23 protein-coding genes, 1 tRNA gene and 1 pseudogene are annotated in these 21,834 nt (G+C 70.2%); 13 read left to right on the top strand and 12 right to left on the bottom strand.

Annotation, left to right across the window (positions count from 1 at the left end):
• The first annotated feature begins 58 nt into the window (after positions 1 to 58).
• The 6 genes from I3F54_RS01960 to I3F54_RS01935 all read left to right on the top strand — a co-directional run bounded on the left by I3F54_RS01960 (position 59) and on the right by I3F54_RS01935 (position 2,662).
• Positions 59 to 256: a hypothetical protein gene (locus I3F54_RS01960; protein ID WP_240116782.1), complete on the top strand. Its 198-nt coding sequence runs from the start codon at positions 59 to 61 to the stop codon at positions 254 to 256.
• Positions 253 to 489, top strand: a complete 237-nt coding sequence (locus tag I3F54_RS01955) for a hypothetical protein (protein ID WP_240116781.1) — start codon at positions 253 to 255, stop codon at positions 487 to 489. The genes I3F54_RS01960 and I3F54_RS01955 overlap by 4 nt, the downstream gene beginning before the upstream one ends.
• Positions 490 to 604: 115 nt before the next feature.
• Positions 605 to 1,834 carry a helix-turn-helix transcriptional regulator gene (locus I3F54_RS01950; protein WP_240116780.1) on the top strand — a complete coding sequence of 410 codons (1,230 nt, stop codon included), beginning with the start codon at positions 605 to 607 and terminating at the stop codon, positions 1,832 to 1,834.
• A 107-nt stretch (positions 1,835 to 1,941) separates the two neighbouring features.
• On the top strand, positions 1,942 to 2,175 hold the full coding sequence (locus tag I3F54_RS01945) for a hypothetical protein (protein WP_240116779.1): 234 nt from the start codon (positions 1,942 to 1,944) through the stop codon (positions 2,173 to 2,175).
• On the top strand, positions 2,172 to 2,504 hold the full coding sequence (locus tag I3F54_RS01940) for a hypothetical protein (RefSeq protein WP_240116778.1): 333 nt from the start codon (positions 2,172 to 2,174) through the stop codon (positions 2,502 to 2,504). The genes I3F54_RS01945 and I3F54_RS01940 overlap by 4 nt, the downstream gene beginning before the upstream one ends.
• The gene (locus tag I3F54_RS01935) at positions 2,501 to 2,662 is read left to right on the top strand and encodes a hypothetical protein (protein ID WP_240116777.1); all 162 of its coding nucleotides are present in this window, start codon (positions 2,501 to 2,503) and stop codon (positions 2,660 to 2,662) included. The genes I3F54_RS01940 and I3F54_RS01935 overlap by 4 nt, the downstream gene beginning before the upstream one ends.
• A gap of 498 nt (positions 2,663 to 3,160) precedes the next feature.
• Here the strand turns inward: I3F54_RS01935 and I3F54_RS01930 are convergent.
• A tRNA-Thr gene (locus tag I3F54_RS01930) sits at positions 3,161 to 3,234 on the bottom strand.
• Positions 3,235 to 3,452: 218 nt separating this feature from the next.
• Between I3F54_RS01930 and I3F54_RS01925 the strand changes: the two genes are divergently transcribed.
• The 3 genes from I3F54_RS01925 (at position 3,453) to I3F54_RS01915 (ending at position 6,063) form a co-directional block, all read left to right on the top strand.
• Positions 3,453 to 4,541 carry an ABC transporter ATP-binding protein gene (locus I3F54_RS01925; protein ID WP_240116776.1) on the top strand — a complete coding sequence of 363 codons (1,089 nt, stop codon included), beginning with the start codon at positions 3,453 to 3,455 and terminating at the stop codon, positions 4,539 to 4,541.
• A gap of 215 nt (positions 4,542 to 4,756) precedes the next feature.
• Positions 4,757 to 5,215 (top strand): hypothetical protein, encoded by a 459-nt coding sequence (locus tag I3F54_RS01920; protein ID WP_240116775.1) that lies wholly within the window; start codon positions 4,757 to 4,759, stop codon positions 5,213 to 5,215.
• Positions 5,216 to 5,331: 116 nt separating this feature from the next.
• Positions 5,332 to 6,063, top strand: a complete 732-nt coding sequence (locus tag I3F54_RS01915) for a nucleotidyltransferase family protein (RefSeq protein WP_240116774.1) — start codon at positions 5,332 to 5,334, stop codon at positions 6,061 to 6,063.
• A 289-nt stretch (positions 6,064 to 6,352) separates the two neighbouring features.
• Here I3F54_RS01915 and I3F54_RS01910 read toward each other — a convergent pair whose 3' ends face one another.
• The 6 genes from I3F54_RS01910 to I3F54_RS01885 form a co-directional block, all read right to left on the bottom strand.
• The gene (locus tag I3F54_RS01910) at positions 6,353 to 7,990 is read right to left on the bottom strand and encodes a DoxX family membrane protein (protein ID WP_240116773.1); all 1,638 of its coding nucleotides are present in this window, start codon (positions 7,988 to 7,990) and stop codon (positions 6,353 to 6,355) included.
• Between the two features lie 118 nt (positions 7,991 to 8,108).
• A complete protein-coding gene (gene rlmB, locus I3F54_RS01905) occupies positions 8,109 to 9,050 on the bottom strand; it encodes a 23S rRNA (guanosine(2251)-2'-O)-methyltransferase RlmB (RefSeq protein WP_240116772.1) in 942 nt (313 codons plus the stop codon).
• 113 nt (positions 9,051 to 9,163) lie between these two features.
• A complete protein-coding gene (gene cysS / locus I3F54_RS01900; RefSeq protein ID WP_240116771.1) occupies positions 9,164 to 10,564 on the bottom strand; it encodes a cysteine--tRNA ligase in 1,401 nt (466 codons plus the stop codon).
• A gap of 79 nt (positions 10,565 to 10,643) precedes the next feature.
• Positions 10,644 to 11,147 (bottom strand): 2-C-methyl-D-erythritol 2,4-cyclodiphosphate synthase, encoded by a 504-nt coding sequence (ispF, locus tag I3F54_RS01895; protein ID WP_240116770.1) that lies wholly within the window; start codon positions 11,145 to 11,147, stop codon positions 10,644 to 10,646.
• Positions 11,137 to 11,892 (bottom strand): 2-C-methyl-D-erythritol 4-phosphate cytidylyltransferase, encoded by a 756-nt coding sequence (gene ispD / locus I3F54_RS01890; RefSeq protein WP_240116769.1) that lies wholly within the window; start codon positions 11,890 to 11,892, stop codon positions 11,137 to 11,139. The genes ispF and ispD overlap by 11 nt, the downstream gene beginning before the upstream one ends.
• A gap of 295 nt (positions 11,893 to 12,187) precedes the next feature.
• Entirely contained in the window at positions 12,188 to 12,670 is a 483-nt protein-coding gene (locus I3F54_RS01885; RefSeq protein ID WP_003953493.1) for a CarD family transcriptional regulator, read from the bottom strand.
• A gap of 665 nt (positions 12,671 to 13,335) precedes the next feature.
• Between I3F54_RS01885 and I3F54_RS01880 the strand changes: the two genes are divergently transcribed.
• Complete coding sequence (locus I3F54_RS01880; protein ID WP_240116768.1) at positions 13,336 to 13,977, top strand: DUF461 domain-containing protein; 642 nt, start codon at positions 13,336 to 13,338, stop codon at positions 13,975 to 13,977.
• A 126-nt stretch (positions 13,978 to 14,103) separates the two neighbouring features.
• On the opposite strand, the gene I3F54_RS01875 is transcribed toward I3F54_RS01880, so the two are convergent.
• Positions 14,104 to 14,784: a response regulator transcription factor gene (locus tag I3F54_RS01875; RefSeq protein WP_037653407.1), complete on the bottom strand. Its 681-nt coding sequence runs from the start codon at positions 14,782 to 14,784 to the stop codon at positions 14,104 to 14,106.
• Entirely contained in the window at positions 14,781 to 16,061 is a 1,281-nt protein-coding gene (locus I3F54_RS01870; protein WP_240116767.1) for a cell wall metabolism sensor histidine kinase WalK, read from the bottom strand. The genes I3F54_RS01875 and I3F54_RS01870 overlap by 4 nt, the downstream gene beginning before the upstream one ends.
• Before the next feature lie 290 nt (positions 16,062 to 16,351).
• Between I3F54_RS01870 and phoU the strand changes: the two genes are divergently transcribed.
• The 3 genes and pseudogenes from phoU to I3F54_RS01855 all read left to right on the top strand — a co-directional run.
• Entirely contained in the window at positions 16,352 to 17,044 is a 693-nt protein-coding gene (gene phoU, locus I3F54_RS01865; protein ID WP_240116766.1) for a phosphate signaling complex protein PhoU, read from the top strand.
• A 219-nt stretch (positions 17,045 to 17,263) separates the two neighbouring features.
• On the top strand, positions 17,264 to 17,428 hold the full coding sequence (locus I3F54_RS01860; protein ID WP_240116765.1) for a hypothetical protein: 165 nt from the start codon (positions 17,264 to 17,266) through the stop codon (positions 17,426 to 17,428).
• Positions 17,429 to 17,715: 287 nt separating this feature from the next.
• Positions 17,716 to 17,799, top strand: a pseudogene (locus I3F54_RS01855) (IS5/IS1182 family transposase); the annotation flags it as partial.
• A 1,017-nt stretch (positions 17,800 to 18,816) separates the two neighbouring features.
• Here the strand turns inward: I3F54_RS01855 and I3F54_RS01850 are convergent.
• The 3 genes from I3F54_RS01850 to I3F54_RS01840 all read right to left on the bottom strand — a co-directional run bounded on the left by I3F54_RS01850 (position 18,817) and on the right by I3F54_RS01840 (position 21,721).
• Positions 18,817 to 20,292: a serine/threonine-protein kinase gene (locus I3F54_RS01850; protein ID WP_240116764.1), complete on the bottom strand. Its 1,476-nt coding sequence runs from the start codon at positions 20,290 to 20,292 to the stop codon at positions 18,817 to 18,819.
• Positions 20,293 to 20,912: 620 nt separating this feature from the next.
• Positions 20,913 to 21,296 carry a hypothetical protein gene (locus I3F54_RS01845; RefSeq protein WP_240116763.1) on the bottom strand — a complete coding sequence of 128 codons (384 nt, stop codon included), beginning with the start codon at positions 21,294 to 21,296 and terminating at the stop codon, positions 20,913 to 20,915.
• Positions 21,290 to 21,721 carry an ATP-binding protein gene (locus I3F54_RS01840; protein ID WP_240116762.1) on the bottom strand — a complete coding sequence of 144 codons (432 nt, stop codon included), beginning with the start codon at positions 21,719 to 21,721 and terminating at the stop codon, positions 21,290 to 21,292. Before I3F54_RS01840 ends, I3F54_RS01845 begins: the two co-directional genes overlap by 7 nt.
• Between the last annotated feature and the right edge of the window lie 113 nt (positions 21,722 to 21,834).

Here is a 21,834-nt window from a genome sequence, read left to right as displayed (position 1 = left end):
AGAGCCCCCTGTCGGAGCGGCCGCGGCGCTGGCCGGTCTGGGCACGCTGCTGTGGCGGGTGCTCCGGGCGGTCCTGCGGATCGCCGACCGGGTGGACGCGGCGTGGGAGGACTGGGCGGGCGCCGAGGAGCGGCCCGGTGTTCCGGCGCGGCCGGGGGTGATGGCCCGGCTGGGGCAGCATGACGAGCGCCTCGCCGACCACGAGGTGCGGATCGCGCATGTTGAGGGCCAGCTGCCGGACGGCGGCCGGTCGTGAGCGGGATGGACGTGGTGTGGGGCGGCATGCTGGCCGCGCTCGGTCTGCTGGTGGCGCTGTGGGCGGGGTTCGAGGCGCGGGGCGTCCTGAATCGGCGGCCGGGTGACACGTTCTCGGAGTGGATCCGACCCTGGGCGCGCCGGCACCCGAGGCTGTTCCGGACGCTATGTGTGGTGGTGCCCACGGGGATGGGCGTGGTGGGTGCGTGGCTACCGGGCCACATCCTGGGATGAACGATCGGTGAGCCCCCTCTCGGCCTGCGGGCCGGGAGGGGGCCCTTTCGTCATGCCCGGGATTGACGGCCGCCGTACTCTGGCGACATCAGCACCGGCACCCGAGGGGGCACGCGTGGACCTGTCAGGAGACCTCAGCGTCGGCGAGCGGATCAAGGTACTGCGAGAGTCCCGCGGTATGTCCCGAGGCGCCCTTGCCCAGCTGTGCGGGCGCGGCCCCGACTGGCTCAAAAAGATCGAGAGCGGCGAGCGCGAACTGCGCAGCCATCAGCTCCTGCTGGCCCTGGCCTCCGCGCTCCAGGTGCACGACCTGTCCGTCATCACCGGCGCCGAGAACGCCCCGGCCGCCAGCGTGCCGCTCGGCCGGCTGAATCACCCCGTCATGCCGGACATCTGGGCCGCCGTCATGCAGCGCACCGTGGCCGCCCATGGCACCACGCCCGCCGACCCCGCCGTCCTCCAGGGTCGTGCGGACCAGAGCTGGCGGCTGTGGCACACCTCCAGCCGCAACCGGACCGAGGTGGGCTCGCTGCTCCCGGGGCTGATCCGGGACGCCGAGGCCGCGGTGCGCTCCCTCGACGGGCCGGACCGGCGCGCCGCGCTGGTGGCCCTGTCCGACGTCTACCGGCTCACCGGCCAGGCAACCGCCTACGTCGCCCCGGCTGAACTGGCGTGGGTCGTCGCCGACCGTGCCCTGTCTGCGGCGCAGGACGCCGACCAGCCGGCCGCCATAGCTGCCGCTGCCTGGAACATGGGCAACATCCTGCGGGAGACGGCCTACCCGGAGGAGGCGCTGCGCGTCGTCGACGAGGCCGCTGGCCTCCTCCGTCCGCATCTCGACGACGCCCCCAACGACTGGCGCGGCATCTACGGCGCGCTACAGCTGCACGCCGCGGTGACGGCCGCCCGCGAGGGTCGGGAGGGGGACGCCTGGCGGTACTGGGACAAGGGCGACCAGGTCGCGAAGAGCCTGCCTGCCAGCTACGTGCACCCGAGCACGGTGTTCGGCCGGGCCAACGTGGATTTCCACGCGGTCTCCGTTGCGACCGACCTGCGTAAGGCGCAGAAGGCGATCGGTCTCGCGGACGACATCGACCCCGACGTGATGCCGTCCGTGGAGCGCCGGGCCCGCCTGTGGGTGGAGGTCGCGCGCGGGCACCTGCAACGCGGCGATCGAACGGCCGCATTGCACGTCATGCAGATGGCGCACCGGATTGGCGCTGAGACGGTCGCGTTCACGCCGTCCGCCCGGCATGTGGCCGCGGACCTGTGGCGAAGTGCCCCGCGCGCCATGCGCGGAGAGGCGAGTCAGCTGGCCGAGGCGGTTGGTGTGGTCACGGTCTGACCAGAGGGACAGCCGGGGACAGGGGGACACTTTGTCCCCCTCCTCGTGCGTGTGCGCTCTTACGGTGACTGTCCGTTCCTGTTCCCCTACTGAAACGGGGTCACGACATGACAGTCCCGGCCCGCCTGCACGCGTCCACACGGCGCGACGAACCGCCCAGCTCTGACGCTGACACGGGCGAGGTACGCGTGCCGATCGCCCTGTACGCCCTCGATGAGCACCGCGGCGACACCGACCTGGTCCTCTCCCGCGCGGACGCCGACCGGCTGCTTGCCGAGCTGGCGCAGGCCTTGGGCTACGGCGTCACGATGCCGCGGCGGTCACTGGAGGCTGTGCGGTGACAACCCCCACCGAGGTCACGTCCACGGTTCAGAGGTCGCTGGACGTGCCATCGCTGGACGAGCAGACCGAGGCCCAGCAGCGGGGCGCCGGGTGCGTGTGGTGCGATACGCCGCTCACGGCCGAGACCGCCGTCGACCTCGGCGAGCGCCGACACCGGCTCCTCGACGGCCACTTCCACACCTACCCTCGTGGATGCCGCGCCTGCACCCACCAGGCGGCGAACCGCGGGCTCCAGGCCCACGTCGCCGAGTGCGAGCAGTGCGTGGACGACGTCGGCCAGTGCGAGACCGGGCTGGCGTGGACGCGACTGATGCGGGAGACGCGATGATCTGCGTGCGCTGCGACAAGCCGATCCGGCCGGGACAGAAGTACGTGGCGGTGGACCACCACAGTGCGAGCGGCGCCGGCACGACGGTCCACGTCCACGCCCAGCGGTGTGTGCCGGTCCCGCAGCAGACGTACTCACGCGGCCCCTACGGCCGGTAGAGACCGGCGGGCGTCCCTGCCCCGTAGGGGACGGCCGCCTCACGCTCCCTGCGCTGGCCATCGGGTGAGGCCGTAGGCGTGGGGACGGGGGCGGCCCGCCCGACGGCAGATCAGGGGGCGGGCCGCTGAACGGACGAGTGATGTTCACTACTGGCCCATTGATCACCGGGCTCCTCGAAGCCCAAGATTGTCTACCCTTGAGGATCGGCCGCTGGCCATCCCCACAGTCGTGCCGGGCGTCACAAGGATGGTGCCCCCTCCAGTGACGTTCCCGGCGCGGGCGCCCCCATCCTCCCCGTGGAGGGCGGGGGCTGCTGGTATCCCGGATGACCTGCACGATTGCAGTGATCGGTTGGGAGAGTTTTAGGAGATCGACTCCAGCAGTGAGGGTGCATCGAGCCTGTAGGCAAGGTGTAGTCATGTTGGGGCCGACCTCACAAAAAGCCCCGGAACCTCCCTGACCTGGGCGTTCCGGGGCCACACTCTGCTGCTTCTCGGAGCCCCCTGTCGGATTCGAACCGACGACCTTCGCTTTACAAGAGCGGCGCTCTAACCAGCTGAGCTAAGGAGGCAGGCGCGCGGGCGGGGCCCACGCGCCTGTGCAGTGTACCCACGTCCCGAGGGGGCTCTGTCGAAAGTTTCCGCGAAGTTCACAGGGGTCCAGGTGCTGACAGACCAGGTGGGAGCCGGGTACCGTCCTGATTCGGTTCACGCGAGTGGACTACACCTACCACCTTCCTACAACGGATCGTCCGGCACGTTCCTGCCGGTAGAAGGGGGCCCATTCACCATGGCCACTGTCACGTTCGACAAGGCGACCCGGATCTACCCGGGTTCCGACAAGCCCGCCGTCGACGCCCTGGACATCGAGATCGCCGACGGGGAGTTCCTCGTCCTGGTCGGTCCGTCCGGCTGCGGCAAGTCCACCTCCCTCCGGATGCTCGCGGGCCTGGAGGACGTCAACGGCGGCGCCATCCGCATCGGCGACCGCGACGTCACGCACCTGCCGCCGAAGGACCGGGACATCGCCATGGTGTTCCAGAACTACGCGCTCTACCCGCACATGACCGTCGCCGACAACATGGGCTTCGCGCTCAAGATCGCCGGCGTGCCGAAGGCGGAGATCCGCAAGAAGGTCGAGGAGGCCGCGAAGATCCTCGACCTCACCGAGTACCTGGACCGCAAGCCCAAGGCGCTCTCCGGCGGTCAGCGCCAGCGTGTCGCGATGGGCCGCGCGATCGTGCGTGAGCCGCAGGTGTTCCTCATGGACGAGCCGCTGTCCAACCTGGACGCCAAGCTCCGCGTCTCCACCCGCACGCAGATCGCCTCGCTCCAGCGGCGTCTCGGCATCACCACCGTCTACGTCACCCACGACCAGGTCGAGGCCATGACGATGGGCGACCGCGTGGCCGTTCTCAAGGACGGTCTGCTCCAGCAGATCGACACCCCGCGCAACATGTACGACAAGCCGGCGAACCTGTTCGTGGCCGGCTTCATCGGCTCCCCGGCGATGAACCTGGTCGAGGTGCCGATCACCGACGGCGGTGTGATGTTCGGCAACTCCGTGGTGCCGGTGGACCGGGACGCGCTGTCGGGGACCACTGACAAGACGGTCACCGTGGGCGTCCGTCCCGAGCACTTCGACGTCGCGGGCGCCGACTCGGACAAGGGCCTCGCGGTCACCGTGAACGTCGTCGAGGAGCTGGGCGCCGACGCGTACCTGTACGGCACCGCCCACGTCGGCGGCGAGGCCAAGGAACTCGTCGTCCGCGTCAACGGCCGTGACGTGCCGGAGAAGGGCGCCACGGTGCACGTCGTGCCGCGCCCGGGCGAGGCCCACGTGTTCTCGACCTCGACCGGCGCGCGCCTGTCCGGCTGACACCGGGGAAGAAGACCCGGGCAGTTCACCCGTATTGACGGCAAGGGGCCCCGCAGGCTGCTGCGGGGCCCCTTGCCGTTGCCCACAAATACCCCGGCATAGCGGACGTTTCGAGCGGTACGCGTCAACCCGTTACCCCGAAATCAGCACCTCCCCATCCCTCGAACCGGTGACTAAATGTCGCCAAATCATTACCGGGCGCTACCCTCACACGCGTGAAGCACTCCACCACCCCACAGACGCGTCGCAGCCACCGGGGCCCAGCCCGCCGGATCGGCCGCTCCCTCGCCCTCGTCCTGCCCGTCGTCCTGGTGCTCTCCGGAACCCTCGCCGTGACCCGGGTCAACTGGTCGGGGAACCCCCAGGACTCGGTGCTCGCCGCGACGGACGTCTCGGTCGCGAGCGACGCCAAGAACGCCGCCCCGCGCGCTCCGCAGGACGTGCTGCGCGACCAGTTGCTGACCGAGCTGCAGCAGAAGGATCCGGGCGTGGCCCTGACCCATCTCCAGCAGGCCGTCAACGGCCGCCCGTCCCTGGCGAAGCACTGTGCGTCCATCGCCCGCGCTCTGGGCCGCGCCGCGGTCCGTGTGTACGGCCCCTCCCGCGCCCAGTCGTTCGCCCGGCCGGTCTGTGACACGTCGTTCGCCTCGGGTGTCCTGGCGGCCCACCACTGACGTCCATCCGTACGCCCCGTGCGCCCCGGACCGCCCGGGGCGGACGACGGTGACGGCGGTACGGGAGAACCGCCGGCGGCTCGGGCCGCCGGCGGGGCGCCGCGTACGCTTCGGGCATGACCGATCCGCATGCCGCGTCCCGCCCCACGCAAGCCGTGATCCTGGCCGGGGGCCAGGGCTCCCGACTGCGCCCGTACACCGACGACCGGCCCAAGCCGATGGTCGAGATCCCCGGGACGGGGACGCCGATCATCGGCCATCAGCTCGTCTGGCTCGCCGAGGAGGGCGTCACCGACGTCGTGGTCTCCTGCGGCCATCTCGCCGACGTGCTGGAGAAGTGGCTCCGGACGGCGGATCTGCCGGTCCGGGTGACGACGGTCGTGGAGAGCGAACCCCTCGGCCGCGGCGGCGGTCTGAAGTACGCGGCTGCCCGTCTCCCGCACGCGGACCGGCCGTGGTACGCGACGAACGGTGACATCTGGACCCGTTTCTCGCTGCGCGACATGGCGGACTTCCACACCGAACGCGATGCGGTGGCGACCCTTGCGCTGGCCCGGCCGCGCATCCCGTGGGGCGCCGTGCAGACCGACGGGTTCGGTCACATCACCGACTTCATCGAGGCACCGCCGTCGACGTTCGAGATCAACGCGGGTGTCTACGTGTTCTCCCCCGAGTTCGCGGCGCTGCTGCCCGAGCGTGGCGACCACGAGCGGACCACCTTCCCGCATCTGGCCCGGGAGCGGCGCCTGGCCGGGTTCCCGATCCCGCAGGGCGCGTACTGGCGGGCGATCGACACGGCGAAGGACCTGACGGAGGCGGCCAGGGAACTGGCGGCACTCAGCCGCTGACACCGTCCGGCCGGCCCCGCCCGGCGCGCCGGTCCCCGTGGCCTCCCCCGCGCCGGCCCCACGCGGACCCGCACACCCCGTGCGCGCCCACGTCCCGCGGCTCCGGAACCGCCCGGGGTGACCCGCGGCAAGCACCACCGGGCACCTGCCGGCTCCCTCTCACCCCACGCCGTCGCACCCGCCCCGCTCTTCGACGAACGAGGCCCCGCTCGTCGAAGAGCGGGGCCTCGTCCTGTGGGCGATGGTGTTCAGCCGGTGGGCCCGCCCAGGATGCCGCCCACCGGCCGGGTTACCCCAACAGGCCGCCCACGAGGCCGGACTGGTCGGAGGAGGAGGGGCCGGGGTCGGTGCCGCCGCCGGACGTGCCGCTGGTGGCGGTGCCGCCGGAGGTCGGGCCGGAGCTGGTGCTGGGCGCCTGCCCGGCCGGCGAGGACTGCTGGGGCGGGGCCTGACCCGTGGTGCCCTGCGTCTGGCTGGGGGCGCCGGTGGTGGCCGTACCGGGCCCGCGGGTCGCGCCGGGCGCGGTGGCGGCTTCCGTGGCGGGGGCGGCCGAGGTGGCGTCCTGGGTGGGGGTGGTGGCCGCGGAGGGCGACCTGGTCTGCCGCTGCCTGCCGGGCTCCTGCGGAAGCGGGGAGCCGGGCAGTTCGTTGCGCGGGGCCTCCCCGGGCCCCGGCACGACGACCCGGTCGGAGTCGCGGACGGCACCGCCGAGGAGGGACCCGAGGAGCAGGGTGAGACCGGTGACGATGGCGGTGATCAGGGCGCCGCGCCGCAGGACGTACCGGCGCAGCTCCCAGATGTCCGAGCGGGGCCCGAGACGGCGCCAGGCGCTGGCGGCGAGGCGGCCGTCGATCGAGTAGACCGGGGCGCCGGCGATGATCAGCGGCGACCAGGCGGCCAGGTAGATGATGTCGGGGGTGTCGTAGACGGGAACGGACTTCCAGCTGACGGTGACGAGGAGCGCGGCCGACAGCAGCGCACCGACCACCGCGGCGACCCGCTGCCAGCAGCCCAGCACGGTCAGGACCCCGACGACGACCTGGAGGAAGGCGATGACCAGGCCGGAGCCGACGGGGTGGTGCAGGGCGAACTGGCGCAGGGGCTCGGCGACCTGCCAGGGGTGCAGGGTGTTGAGCCAGGTGACCATGGAGCCTCGCTTGCCGCCGTCGAAGTAGACGGGGTCGCAGAGCTTGCCCATGCCGGCGTAGACGGAGATGAAGCCGAGGAAGATGCGCAGCGGGAGGAGGACGACGCCGAGGTTCATGCGGCGACCCGGGTAGTAGGCGTGCCGGGCGGGGTCGTCGACGTGCCGCTTGCCGTGGGCGGGGGACCGCGCGTCGTCGGTCTCGTCGAAGTCCTCGAACTCCCCGTCGCCGTAACCGGGTTCCTCGTAGGCGCTGCCGACCGTGCGCATGGCGGGCAGCAGCCGGGCGCCGGACGCGTCGACAGGGGTGCGCTGGGCGCCGACGACGGGGGTCTCGACGGTGGCGTCCAGATCGCCGTAGCCCGGGTCGGTTCCGTCGACGCGGGGGATGACCTGCGTGGCTCCGGCGTCGGCGGGTTCGTCGTGGCCGACGCTGCCGGCCCGCACGGCCTGGAGGAGGCGGTGGGCGCCGGTGTCGTCGGGGGCGGACCTGCCGCTCCAGACGACGGGGCGGCGGCGGGCGCCGGCGGCGGGCGTCCGGCCGGCCGTGGCACCGGCGAGGGGGATACGGGCGGTGTCGTCGGTGGCACTCGGGTGCCGCGCGACCCGCGGGGATTGGGTGCGCTTGGCCGACGCGCCCAGCTGCACGCGGAAGCTCGCGTGGTTCACGATGATCTGCGCCGGGTCGCTCGGCACCTTCACCATGCTCAGCGCGGGAGCGTCGTCGAATCCCGACGAGCGGTCCCCCGTGGGTGTGCGGGGTGTTCTGGTGTCCACACTCATCTAACCGAGTGACGTGTGTTTAGGACACTGCTTTGACCCGCCGGATCTGTCCGGACCCCGTCAAGGTTGTCCGGACAGCCCCGAACCGCGCGTGTGGGTGACCTCCGCGAACGCGGGTTCAGGCGCGGCGGCGCGCCGCCTCGTACAGCACGACACCCGCCGCGACACCGGCGTTGAGCGACTCGGCGCCGCCCGGCATCGGGATGCGCACGCGGAAGTCGCAGGTCTCGCCGACCAGCCGGGACAGGCCCTTGCCCTCGCTGCCGACGACGATGCAGACCGGCCCGTCCAGCGCCTGGAGCTCACCGAGTTCGACCTCGCCGTCGGCGGCGAGCCCGACCACGACGATCCCTGCCTTCTGGTACGCCTCCAGCGCCCGGGTGAGGTTGGTGGCGCGGGCGACGGGGGTGCGCGCGGCCGTGCCGGCGGACGTCTTCCAGGCGCCGGCGGTCATGCCGGCGGCCCGCCGCTCGGGGACGACGACGCCGTGGCCGCCGAAGGCGGAGACGGAACGGACGACGGCACCGAGGTTGCGCGGGTCGGTGACCCCGTCGAGGGCGACGATGAGCGGGTCCTCGCCCGCTTCGGCGGCGGCGTCGGCGAGGTCCTCGGGGTGGGCGTACTCGTACGGCGGGACCTGGAGGACCAGACCCTGGTGGTTGAGCCCGTTCGTCATGCGGTCGAGCTCGGGCCGGGGGGCCTCCATCAGGTTGACCGCGCCCCGGTCGGCGACGAGCTGGAGGGCCTCGCGGACGCGCTCGTCGTTGTCGATGAACTGCTGGACGTAGAGGGTCGTGGCGGGCACGCCCTCACGCAGGGCCTCGACGACGGGGTTGCGGCCGACGACGAGTTCGGCGGTCGACCGGCCGGCGCCGCGACGCTGCTGCGGACGTCCCTGGGCACGGCGCGTCTTGGACTGGGCGGCGCGCTGCTTGGGGTGGCCCTTGCGCATCTCGGCGGGGGGCGTCGGCCCCTTGCCCTCCAAGGCCCGGCGCCGCTTGCCGCCGCTGCCGACCTGCGCGCCCTTCTTGCCGGACATGCGGCGGTTGTTCGCGGCCATGACTGACCTACCTGTCTGTCGTGTGCTGTCGTACGTACGTCTGTGAAGTGTGCCGCCCGGAGGCCCGGACGGCACTGTCGATCTTCTGCGGACCTGTTGCTCCGGGGTCCGGCTCAGTGCGCCCCGAGGCTCCAGCGCGGGCCCTGCGGGCCGTCCTCGATGACGAGCCCGGCCTGTCCCAGCCGGTCGCGGATGGCGTCCGCGGTCGGCCAGTCCTTGCGGGCGCGGGCGGCCTCGCGCTGGTCGAGGACGAGCCGTACGAGGCTGTCGACGACTCCGTGCAGTTCGGCGCCGCGGTCGCCCTCGGCGGCCCACCGCTCGTCGAGCGGGTCCAGCCCGAGGACGCCGAGCATGGCCCGGACCTCGGCGAGCCGCGCCACGGCGGCGTCCTTGTCGCCGGCGGCCAGCGCGCTGTTGCCCTGCCGGACGGTGTTGTGCACGACGGCGAGAGCCTGCGGGACGCCGAGGTCGTCGTCCATCGCCTCGGCGAAGGCGGACGGCACCCGGCCGGCGGGATCGACGGTCTCGCCGGCCAGCTCGGTGACGCGCTGCACGAAGCCCTCGATCCGCGCGAAGGCGGCCTCGGCCTCGCGCAGGGACTCCTCGCTGTACTCGATGGTGGAGCGGTAGTGCGGGGTGCCCAGGTAGTAGCGGAGCACGATGGGCCGCCACCGCTTGACCATCTCGGCGACGAGGACGGAGTTCCCGAGCGACTTGGACATCTTCTCGCCGCTCATGGTGACCCAGGCGTTGTGCACCCAGTAGCGGGCGAACGCGTCGCCGAAGCCGCGGGCCTGGGCGATCTCGTTCTCGTGGTGCGGGAAGATCAGGTCGATCCCGCCGCCGTGGATGTCGAACGCGCTGCCCAGGTACTTGTGCGCCATGGCGGAGCACTCCAGGTGCCAGCCCGGCCGGCCGCGTCCCCACGGGGTCTCCCAGCTGGGCTCGCCCGGCTTGGCCGCCTTCCACATGGCGAAGTCCCGCGGATCGCGCTTGCCGGTCTCGCCCTCCTCGGAGGGCTGGAGCAGGTTCTCCAGTTCCTGGTTGGACAGCGACAGGTAGCCGGGCAGGGAGCGGACGTCGAAGTAGACGTTGCCGTCGGACTCGTAGGCGTGGCCGCGCTCGATGAGCGTGCGCATCATCTCGACCATCTCGGTCACGTGCCCGGTGGCCCGCGGCTCGTAGGTCGGCGGCAGGCAGCCGAGCGCGGTATAGGCGTCGTCGAACGCGCGCTCGTTCTCGTAGCCGATCGACCACCAGGGGCGGTTCTGCTCGGCCGCCTTCCTGATGATCTTGTCGTCGATGTCGGTGACGTTGCGGATGAACGTGACGTCGTAACCGCGGTGGGTGAACCAGCGGCGCATGATGTCGAAGTTCAGCCCGGAGCGGATGTGCCCGATGTGCGGAGCCGCCTGCACGGTGGCGCCACACAGGTAGATCGAGACGCAGCCCGGCGTGAGCGGGGCGAAGTCGCGGATCTGCCGGGCGCTGGTGTCGTACAGGCGAATAGTCACCACTCAAGAGTAGTGGGCCGCGGGGGGTGCGACCGACGCCCTGTCCGAAGTGCTACCGGCCCACGCCGCCGCGGGCGGTTCAGCCGGTCTTCACCACCAGGGCCGTGGCCACGGCCATCAGCCCCTCGTCCCGCCCGGGGAAGCCCAGTCCGTCGGTGGTGGCACCGGAGACCGACACCGGCGCCCCCGCCGCCTCGGACAGCACCTTCTGCGCCTCGTCGCGCCGTTTGCCGATCTTCGGCCGGGACCCGACGACCTGGACGGCGACGTTGCCGATGGTGAAGCCCGCCTCACGCACGATCCGCGCGGCCTCGGTCAGCAGCACCGTGCCGGAGGCACCGGACCACTCGGGCCGCCCGGTGCCGAAGTGCTGCCCGAGGTCGCCGAGGCCGGCGGCGGAGAACAGGGCGTTGCAGGCGGCGTGCGCGACGACGTCGGCGTCGGAGTGGCCGGCGAGGCCAGGGCCCTCGCCCTCCCACTTCAGCCCGGCGCACCACAGCTCCCGCCCGTCCTCGAAGGCGTGGATGTCGGTGCCGATGCCGACCCGGGGCAGCGGCGGGACCACGGGGGCGTCAGAAGCCATCGGTGAGCCTCCTGCGGGCCAGGACCGCCTCGGCCAGGACCAGGTCGAGCGGGCGGGTGACCTTGAAGGCCTCCTCGTGCCCGGGGACGACGACGACGCGCTCCCCCAGTTGCTCGACCATGCCGGCGTCGTCGGTGACCGCGCCGGTGACGGTCCCGTGGGCGCGGACCAGGGTCGCCCGGTCGAACCCCTGCGGGGTCTGCACGGCCCGCAGCCGTGCCCGCTCGGGCGTGGCGAGGACCGGTTCCGGGTCGCCGTGGACGGCGGCCGGCTCGACCTCCTTGACGGTGTCGGCGAGCGCCAGGCCGGGCACGACGGCGACGGCGCCCTCCCGTACGGCGTCGATCACGGCGTCGACGGTGTCGACGGGGACCAGCGGGCGGGCCGCGTCGTGGACCAGCACGATGCCGTACTCCGGCGGCAGCACGTCGAGCCCGAGCCTGACGGACTCCTGGCGGGTGTCCCCGCCGGGCACGACGAGGACGTCGGTGCGCTCGGGCAGCGCGTGCCCGTCCAGCAGCGACTTCACCTCGGCGGTGCCGTCGGGCGGGGCCACGACGACGACCAGGGAGACGGCGCGCGAGGCGGCCATCGCGTGGACCGCGTGGACGAGCATGGGGACGCCGCCGAGTGTGCGCAGGGCCTTGGGGGCGCCGGGCCCGAGCCGCACGCCCCGGCCGGCGGCCGGGATCACGACGGCCGTGCGGGCGGCCTCGGCGGGGGGAGCACTGGAAACGTCAGACATCGGTTCCTGTCAGGTTTGTGTGCCGGCCTGGCGTGGGTATGGCCTGGAGGAGTGCGCGGGGGTGGGGCACCGCAGACCGGACCCTTTCCGTGACCACGGTCGAGCCGATCACCCGGCCCCGGCGCACAGGGCCGGGGGGATCACTCCCCTCGGTGCCGGGGTACCTCCCCCGTTGTACGGTACGGACGCGGCGCATCCGCGTACGAACATGCCGCAGCGCCCGGCGACGGAATTCACCGTCATCGGGCACCGCGGACAGCCATGTACGAAGCGTTCCGGGCAGCGTGCGCCTGCGTCAGGACGCAAGAACCTCGTCGAGCAGAGCCTCGGCCTTGTCCTCGTTCGTGTTCTCCGCGAGGGCCAGCTCGCTCACCAGGATCTGCCGCGCCTTGGCGAGCATGCGCTTCTCACCTGCGGAGAGTCCGCGTTCGCGCTCACGGCGCCACAGGTCGCGCACTACTTCCGCGACCTTGATGACGTCGCCGGAGGCGAGCTTCTCCAGGTTTGCCTTGTAGCGACGCGACCAGTTCGTGGGCTCCTCCGCATACGGTGCGCGCAGCACCTCGAAGACCCGGTCCAGCCCGTCCTGACCGACCACATCACGCACGCCGACGAACTCCGCATTGTCCGCTGGCACACGTACCGTCAGGTCACCCTGGGCGACCTTCAGCACCAAGTAGGTCTTGTCCACGCCTTTGATCTGGCGAGTTTCGATGGCCTCGATCAGCGCGGCCCCGTGATGGGGATAGACCACGGTGTCGCCAACCTTGAACGTCATGTGACAGGTACCCCTTCCGTGGCTATCCAGGGTAACACGGATACAGCGTCTTCTGAATGGCGTTTTCGCAGGTCAGGGCATATCTCGGGGCTTGACAACAGCAACAGGAACGTGCTGCGCCACGGGAGCGGAAGCGGGTATTCGCAGGTCGGAGCCGCTTCACGGGCGGGGTGAAACACGTACGTCACACGCACCCGGAGACCCGTCCGGACGACCGAACGTCCACAAATGTCCGGTTCCAGGTGTGCGACTTACGCTACTCCGTTCGGTGGCTCCGCGGTGGATACGAGACGAATCCGGAATTGATCACGGCCGCCACAGAAGTACCGGACGCTACCCGCGTTGATCAATTTCCGGCTCCCACACCGGGGAGCCGCGCATTCCTTCACGGAAAATTCGCCGGGATCCCGGCCGGAGCCCGACGGCGACTTATGTGAATGGCGGACGAGCCGTGCGCCGAAGTGTCTCCGGTGGCCGCGCGAGTCACTCGCCGTGAGCAGTGCCCGCCCCCGAGGGGCACCTGCTCGGGCGAAGCCGAACCGCTCGGGGGAGGGTCGGGTGCGGCGGCCGGAGAACAGCTCGGTAACCTGAAGCCGCTGACAGACCCTTAGGGCGGCTTTACCAGGAGAGCTGCCTTACCCTGCGTTCAAGGAGTTGCCGCCGCCGTGAGCAGCAGCCTTCGACGCGGCGCCCTCGCCGCCTCCGTCATTGCCGTCTCGATCGCCTCGCTGGCCGCCTGCGGCGCCGGAAACGACGCTCAGACCCTTCAGGTCAAGCCGGACAACGCGGCCACGAGCGTCGGCGCCGTCAAGATCCAGAACGCGCTGGTCATCACCCAGCCCGAGCGGGATGCGAGCGGCCCGGCCGTGGTCTCCGCCACCGTGTTCAACACCGGCACCGCCCCCCAGACCCTGGACGCCGTCAAGGTGAACGGCGTCGACCGGACCGCCGAGCTCAAGCCCGCCGAGGGCAGCGGCAAGCTCAGCATCCCCGCCGGCGGCTCCCTCGTCATCGGCGGCAAGGGCAACGCCGCGGCCTCGCTGCCGGACAGCAACGAGGCGCTCCAGGACGGCAACGTCGAGAAGGTCACCTTCACCTTCAGCGAGACCGGTGACGTGAGCCTGAACGCCTTCGTCGTCCCGGCCACGAGCTACTTCTCCGCGTGGGGCCCGAGCGACGTCCCGAGCGCCACGACCGCCGCCCCCTCCGGTACGCCGTCGGAGGGCGTGTCGGCCTCGCCTTCGGAGTCCGCCTCGGGCTCCCCGGCCGGCGAGGGCTCCAGCCCGTCGGCCTCGGCCTCCGAGTAGCCCCGGCCGCCGGAGCTCCCGACGGTGGAGCTCCGGTCACCGGGCGGTCCGCAACGCCGCGAAGGGCGGCACCCCGTGGGGTGCCGCCCTTCGCGGCAGGTCCGGCCCGGGCCGGCCGAGTCCGGCCTACGGCTCGAACTTGTAGCCGAGGCCGCGCACCGTCACCAGATAGCGCGGCGCGCCCGGGTCCGGCTCGATCTTGGCGCGCAGGCGCTTGACGTGGACGTCGAGGGTCTTGGTGTCACCGACGTAGTCGGCACCCCAGACGCGGTCGATGAGCTGCATGCGGGTGAGGACGCGGCCGGCGTTGCGCAGCAGCATCTCCAGCAGGTCGAACTCCTTCAGCGGCAGGTCGACCTTGGCGCCGCCGACCGTGACGACGTGCCGGTCGACGTCCATGCGGACCGGGCCCGCCTCCAGCGCGGCCGGAGTGACCTCCTCCGGCTCGCCGCGGCGGCGCAGCACCGCGCGGATGCGGGCGACCAGCTCACGGGAGGAGAAGGGCTTGGTGACGTAGTCGTCGGCTCCTATCTCCAGACCGACCACCTTGTCGATCTCGCTGTCCTTGGCGGTCACCATGATCACGGGGACGTTGGAGCGACCGCGCAGCTGGCGGCACACCTCCGTGCCGGGCAGCCCCGGCAGCATCAGGTCGAGGAGGACGAGGTCGGCGCCGTTGCGCTCGAACTCGTCGAGTCCATCGGGGCCGGTCGCCGCGACGGCGACCTCGAATCCCTCCTTGCGGAGCATGTACGACAGGGCGTCGGAGAAGGACTCCTCGTCCTCGACGACGAGCACACGGGTCACGGAAGGACCTCCGGGGCGGAAAGCGTTTCGTACGCGTTTGAGTCGGGGGATGAGGGGGACGAACGGTGGCCGTCGCCGTTCCCGTCCTCGTCGTCGAGGTCGGGGTGCTGCTGGGCGCGGTCCCGTGCCGCGCCGGCCTCCGGCAGCCGGAGTGTGAACGTGGAGCCCTGTCCCTCTGCGCTCCACACCGTGACCTCCCCGCCGTGCGAGGCGACCACGTGCTTGACGATGGCCAGGCCCAGGCCGGTACCACCGGTGGCCCGGGAACGGGCCGGGTCGACCCGGTAGAAGCGCTCGAAGATGCGCTCCTTGTCCCGGTCGGAGATGCCGATGCCCTGGTCCGTCACGGCGATCTCGATCATGTCGCCGCCGGGTGCGGAAACCCGCCGGGCAGCGATGCCGACGCGGGTACGGGCCGGGGAGTAGTTGACGGCGTTCTCGACGAGGTTGCCGAGAGCGGCGGCGAGCTGGCCCCGATTGCCGCGGACCTGGAGGTCCGCGGTGCCGCCGGTGGCCATGGTGATCTGCTTGGTGCCGGCCGCGTGCCGGCAGCGGTCGATGGCCTCGTCGACGAGTTCGTCGATGCCGACCGGCTCGGCGTCCTCCAGCGGGTCGTCGTTCTGCACCCGGGAGAGGTCGATGAGCTCCTGGACCAGGTTGGTCAGCCGGGTCGCCTCGATCTGCATCCGGCCCGCGAAGCGCTCCACCGCCTCCGGGTCGTCGGAGGCGTCCATGACGGCCTCGGACAGCAGCGAGAGGGCCCCGACCGGTGTCTTCAGCTCGTGGCTCACGTTGGCGACGAAGTCCCGGCGTACCGCTTCGATGCGCCGGGACTCGGTGAGGTCCTCGACGAGCAGGAGCACGAGCCGGGAGCCGAGCGGGGCCACTCGGGCGGAAACCGCCAGGGCCTCGCCCCGTCCGGCCCCGCGCCGCTGCAGGTCCAGCTCGACCTGCCGTATCTCTCCGTCGCGCCGCGTGTCCCGGGCCATCTGGAGCATCGGCTCGACGGCCAGTCTGCCGCCGCGGACCAGGCCGAGCGCGTACGCCGCCGAGCTGGCCTTGACCACGGCGTCGCCCTCGTCGAGGACGACGGCGGAGGACCGCAGGACCGACAGGACGGTGTCCACACCCGGTGGGAGCACCGGGTCGGTGTGCAACGAGGTGCGGGTCGGGCGCCTGAGCTCCCGCTCGCTCCAGCGGAACGCCAGCATGGCGATCACGCCGGTGAGCACCCCGGCGATCGCTGCCGCTGCGGCGACCGCCGCGTTCACGTCCATGCCTCCAGGTTAGGCACGGGATCCGCACTGGCCACAGCCGTCCGCGTGCGACCTCGAACACTCGTCGCCCAGAGTTCACCTCAGAGCCAGTGATGGTTCATTCGGGGTGGCGGAAACCGACGCGTCGGGGGCCGAACGTGGGAACGTGGGGTTCGCACGGCCGGTACGTCACCACCGTCCCGTGCCGGTCGCGGGCCGTCTCGACCCGGTCGCAGAACCGTTCGAGCCGGTCCTGGCGGCCGTCTTCTGGCCCCCGGAACCCCAGCTGCAGACGTGAGAGAGGGACCCTGATGCGGGACGCGTACCACGAGGAACTTGATTCGATCGGCGACGGTCTGGTGGAGATGGCCAGGCTGGTCGGCTCGGCGATCGGGCGCGCCACGACCGCCATCCTCGACGCCGATCTGAAGCTGGCCGAGAGCGTGATCGAGGCCGACCAGAAGGTCGACGAGCTGCACCACGACCTGGAGGCGCGGGCGATAGCGCTGCTGGCCCGGCAGCAGCCGGTGGCGACGGATCTCCGGATCGTGGTCACGTCGCTGCGCATGTCCGCCGACCTGGAGCGTTCCGGCGACCTCGCCCAGCACGTGGCGAAGCTGGCGCGGCTGCGCTTCCCGGAGCGGGCGGTGCCGCACGACCTGCACGCCACCATCCTGGAGATGGGCCAGCTCGCGCAGCGCCTGATGGCCAAGGCCGCCGAGGTCATCATCACCAAGGACGTCGACCTCGCGCTCCAGCTGGAGCAGGACGACGACGCGATGGACCTGCTGCACCGCACCCTCTTCCAGCACCTGATGGACGACCGCTGGAAGCACGGCATCGAGACGGCCGTCGACGTCACCCTGCTGGGCCGCTACTACGAGCGGTACGCCGACCACGCGGTCGCGGTCGCCAAGCGGGTGGTGTACCTGGTGACGGGCGAGCACGCGGACGAACTCCAGTCGGACGGGCAGCAGCCGGTCGCCGGGGTGGAGGGCGTCTGAGCCCTTCCGGTCGTGCACCGGCGGGACTCGGACAACGCCCTGAGCCCCCGCCCGCCGGTGTTCGGCGGGCGGGGGCTCAGGGCGTCCGTGTGCTCCCGGCCGTACCCCGGCGTGCGCGCCGAGGCGCGGGGGGGACGGCAGCGCGCTGATGTGCGCCGTTGATGCGCCGTGCCGGATGGGCATGCAATGAGCACAGGACCCATGCCTTGAGGAGGGACCATGCCCGAATCCCCCAGCACCCCCGCCGCACCGCCCGACCCCACCCGGGAGCGCACCACCGAGCAGCCCGCCGAGATCAGGGCCCTGCCCCTGATCGGCGCGTGCGGCTGCGGTTCGGGGTGCGGCTGCGGATGCCAGTCGGGCGGCCCCTGCCAGTGCGGCTGAGCGCCGTGGGGCGGATACGACGGTGAGGGCCCGGATCCGCCGGAAGGCGCCGGGGCCCTCACCCGCCCGTGCCGCCCCCACCGCGCCGTACCGGGCCGCGCCGGGCGGTCCACAGGAGTGCCGGGGCGGGGGCCGTCCACCGGGCACCGGTCCGGAGGACCCGCCGCCGTGCCCCCTGGGCGCTCGTGGCCGACGCCACTCTCGCTGGTACACGGCGGACCACCATGCCCGGCGAGCGGGACAGCCACCGGCCACGCTTGACGAGCCAGGGGACGAACTCGTGGGTGCACGGCATGAACGCGCGGGTGCTCGCCGATCCGCACGGCCGACGGCTCTGGGCCTCACCGGCGCTGCCCGGCGCCACCCAAGACGGCCCCGCTCGTGAAGATGCCCCCTGGCAGCGGAGAAACCGCAGGCAGGGGGCTTGATCAGTACCGGTTACTTCTTCTTTCCCTGGGTCTTGCCGGAGATCTTGGTGAACTGGGTTTTTGCTGGTCAGGGCCGGTGGACTCGTGCGCCTGGTGGTCGTCGTTGGTCGTCATTGGCCACTGTTGAGCGACGTCGGACGGCCCAGAGACGGCCCAGCTTTGCCGCGCTCGGCTGACGGCCGGCACCCTCGATACGCGCCGCCTGAACCTCAGCCGACGACAGTCAGCCACGACGGCGGGCGCGTCGACCGACTAGGCGCGCGTGGCCTCGCTGCACCCCCACCAGCCTCAGCCACGCTGCTGGTGCCGTCGACCAGAGCAAGCTGTGACGGCCGGCCCGTGACGACAACGCCTGAGCCATCAGCTTGGGAAGCTGAGGTGATCTGGGGAGCGCTGCGGGGCTGACCTGCGGCGAAGGGCGTCGACGACCCGGTGAGCGGCCCGTTCGTTCCCCGCTGTTCCCCGTGACTCCCTGCCGAATCTGGCACGCGTCTGGCACGAGCCATCTCCCTTCAGGTGATCACGAAGTTGGCTTCACCACATGCCCCAAGGCGACAAGGCCAATTCCGACCGCTGTCAACGACGGATGCTGGAACCCGCCGCATGCAACGAGGAGAGCACCCGCTCCCCAGAGTCTCGGCTGGCGAACGTGGCGCTGTAGCCATCAGCCCGGCATGTGCCCGAGGAGCAGGCCATGCAGGCCGAGCACGACACATGCGAGCCGGAGTGTCCCGACCAGAATCAGCAGCGAAAGCAGGGAGCCAGCGAATGATGTTGACATGGTCGCCCCCCGTGAGCTGGTTGCTCGTTCTCCTCACGGAAGTCTGGCACGTCGGTGCGGGCAAGAACCGTTGGACCTCTTCGTCCCGAAATATCGAAGTCGGCAAGGCATGATGAACATTCAATGGCGTTCCGGAAATGCTGCCACCGTCCGGAACTCCCCTTCCTCCGCGACTGACGTTATGGAGAAAGCGTGACTCGGTCCATTAAATCGACCAAATCGGGGCGAATAGTGACCGGATCGCGACCCTGAACTTCGACGCCAAAGACGGCCTGATTTTGACTTTCGAGTCGCTCCATATAGGCAATAGGGCAAGAAACTTTATGGCCGCCCAAAAAGCCGCAATCGGTCCAAGTCGTCCACGTCACTTCAGCTTTGGCGGGCCAGGGGTTGTAGCGAAATTCCCCCTTTACGCCTAAGAAGGTTTTTTTCGCCTCCGCTCTGGCGACGACATCCAGATCGCTTTTGCCGTATTGCCTGATCGCGTAGGTAGGGCCGGAGGGGGAACTGACCCGCAGTTTGCCGCCATCATCACGACTAGCGATCCAACCATCTTTGAGGTCAATCGTTATTTCGTCGCTCCGAAATAGTCCACCCGTTTGCAGAAGTTCAACGGATGATTTGTTGATTGGCGGCGGGGTTTTCGATTTTCCAGAAAGGGTAGGTTCGGGGCTTGGCGAGTGAGCTGCCCTAGGCGCAGTTCCCGACTCCTTGGCCCCTGAATGAATACCGTTCATGGATACTACTATCGCGGCAAAAGTTGTCACCGCAACGGCAACGCTGGCCGAAATTAGGCGGTTCCTGCTGTCGCGGCGCCAAGCCGTGTAAACAGGTTTGCGCTCAAGCCGTTTTTTATCCACGGCATGTCGAGTCGCAAGCTCACCCTTACGCGACGCTGCATTCAGGTATTTGACTGCCTTGCTCAGCGTCCAGCGATGTTCGGGATTAACTGCCAACATTCCCATGATCGCTTTTTCGGTGGGTGTACCACCTTGCAGAGGCGGGATCTTGTGCCGCTGGGGTGGCAATTCACCGGTGAGCGCCCAGTACAGGGTCATCGCGACCGACCATGTGTCGGTCAACTCTGATGCCTCTCCGGTTGCCAGATGCTCTGGCGCCATGAATGCCACTGTCCCCATCGCCCCCTGGGCAACTGTCCGCGTGTCATCCACCGCCCTGGAGATACCGAAGTCGAGGATGGTGATGCGGCTTGCCTCGGGAAACACAAGCAAATTTGCGGGCTTGAAGTCGCGATGGAGGATCTTCTGGCCGTGAATCTCCTGCACCGTCTTCAGCAGTCGCAGCGCCGTGGGAGCGAAAGCGCGAGCCTCCAAGATCCCGTTTTCGGCAACATACGCCGCCAAGTTCGGATATTCTAGATACTCCATGATGATGAGAGGCTCGCCGTCTTCTTCGATCGTTCCGAAGACTTGGACAACATCAGGGTGCTTAATTCGCGCTGCATTGCGCGCCTCCTTGATGAGGCGTTGGTGCAATGTTCGGCGAGTCATCTCGTCGAAGTCTGGCATGAACATGCGCTTGATTGCTACGTGGCGGCGCAGATGCTCATCGAATGCCAACCAGACTTGTCCCATACCGCCTTCGCCGAGCTTCCGGACGAGCCGGTAGTGGCCACCGATGACGACGTTGGGCATGAAAATCATCGGAGACCCCCTGACGGCATGGACGCCACACATCTTGCGGCATGCCAATAAAAACAGATTGAGGTTCGGGTTGGCAGGCGTAGCTAATTTTCATGAAGGCTTTCCATGATCCCCGCCAAGAGGGAAGGGTACACCTGGCGCAGCCACGCTCACCCGCTTTCTACGATCCCATCGCTCTCTCTCCCCCCCCATTTATCCCGTCCGCCGTCGACCCACACACCTGGAGCGGGCGTGGTTCCTGGTGTCCAGGCAGAGCGCGCCACTGTACGAACGACCTGGACGCCATGGGCCGCGTCTACTCGGCTCTGCCTGGGGCGACGGTGGACGGGATGGGAACTCCCCGCGCACACCACTACGGGCCCGCGGTCGACGACGGCGCCCCCTCCATCCCGGTGCCGGCCGATCCCCCGCCGGAGGCATCGCCTTGACCGTTGGCAGCGCTCTGCGGTGATCGACTCATGGCCACCGGCCCTATCCACATGTGGGCGCGCGTCGGCGCAGCGCGGGCAGAGCGGGCCGAAGGCAGGAGCGCCGCCCGCAGCGGAGCCGGGAGCGCGCCCGGCGGAGCGGAGCGCAGCCGGGTGCCTTGAACCAGTAGAGAAAGTTGTAACTCAGTCGGGCACGTGGGGCTTGAAGTCGTATGCGCAGGCCGGGAGTTCTACGCCTTGTCGGTGTGCGAGCGGCAGGAAGATCACTGGCCGGATGGTCCACGTGATGCGTGTGTCGGCCTGGGTGACGGTGACCGCACAGGGCTCGGATCGCAGTAGAGCGTGCCGTGTAGCTACGCGGCCTTGGTAGAGCCAGGCCCACGCCTGGTCGGAGGCGTCGGGGTCCAGGGCGGGGGAGATCGTGCGGAGTGTGACCGCCACCCATCTGTCTGCCTGGGGTGCCGAGTAGGCGTCGAACGATGCGCGGAGTGCCGGCGGCTGCTGTTCGTCGGCATCGTGTGTCCAGCACTCGCACCAGTAGCCGCGGCGGGGCTCGTTGCTCAGCACAGGTGCTCTCCCTTGCGGCCGTCCGTGAAGAGTTCTGCGGTGACCGTCCTGCCCCCGTCGCTGTCGTGGACCACAACCCGGTGGGCGATCACGCTGACCAGGCGGAGGCCTCGGCCGTGCTCGGCATCGTCGGCCTGGTCCTCCTCGGCCTTGGGGGTCGTGGTGGCTCCTCCGTCGTCCGTGACCGACAGGGCGATGGCTCGTCCGGAGACCGCGAGGGCCAGGTGGAACCTGCCGGACTCCAGGCCGCTCGCCGTGTGGAGGATCGCGTTCGCGCTCAACTCGCTCACGATCAGTTCGGCATCGTCGGCTAAGGGGGACCCGCGCAGGATGTCCCGAGTCCATCGGCGGGCTCGGCTGACCTCTTCGGGAAATCCTGGGCAAGTGAGCCCCCAGACCCGGGTGCTACTCGTATACTCGTGCATACAAGTTCCTTCATACTGGTAGGCCGCCATGTGCAGCGGGTTCGGGCTAGGGCCTGTTCCAGGTTCGGATCATTGGTTTGGGGATTCGCCGGTGCCGGGCGGCTGGGCCCTGG

It is taken from the genome of Streptomyces sp. MUM 2J (assembly GCF_022414535.1).
GTDB lineage: Bacteria > Actinomycetota > Actinomycetes > Streptomycetales > Streptomycetaceae > Streptomyces.
Note: the sequence above shows the minus strand (reverse complement) of the source record. Positions and strands in the feature narration are given on the sequence as shown.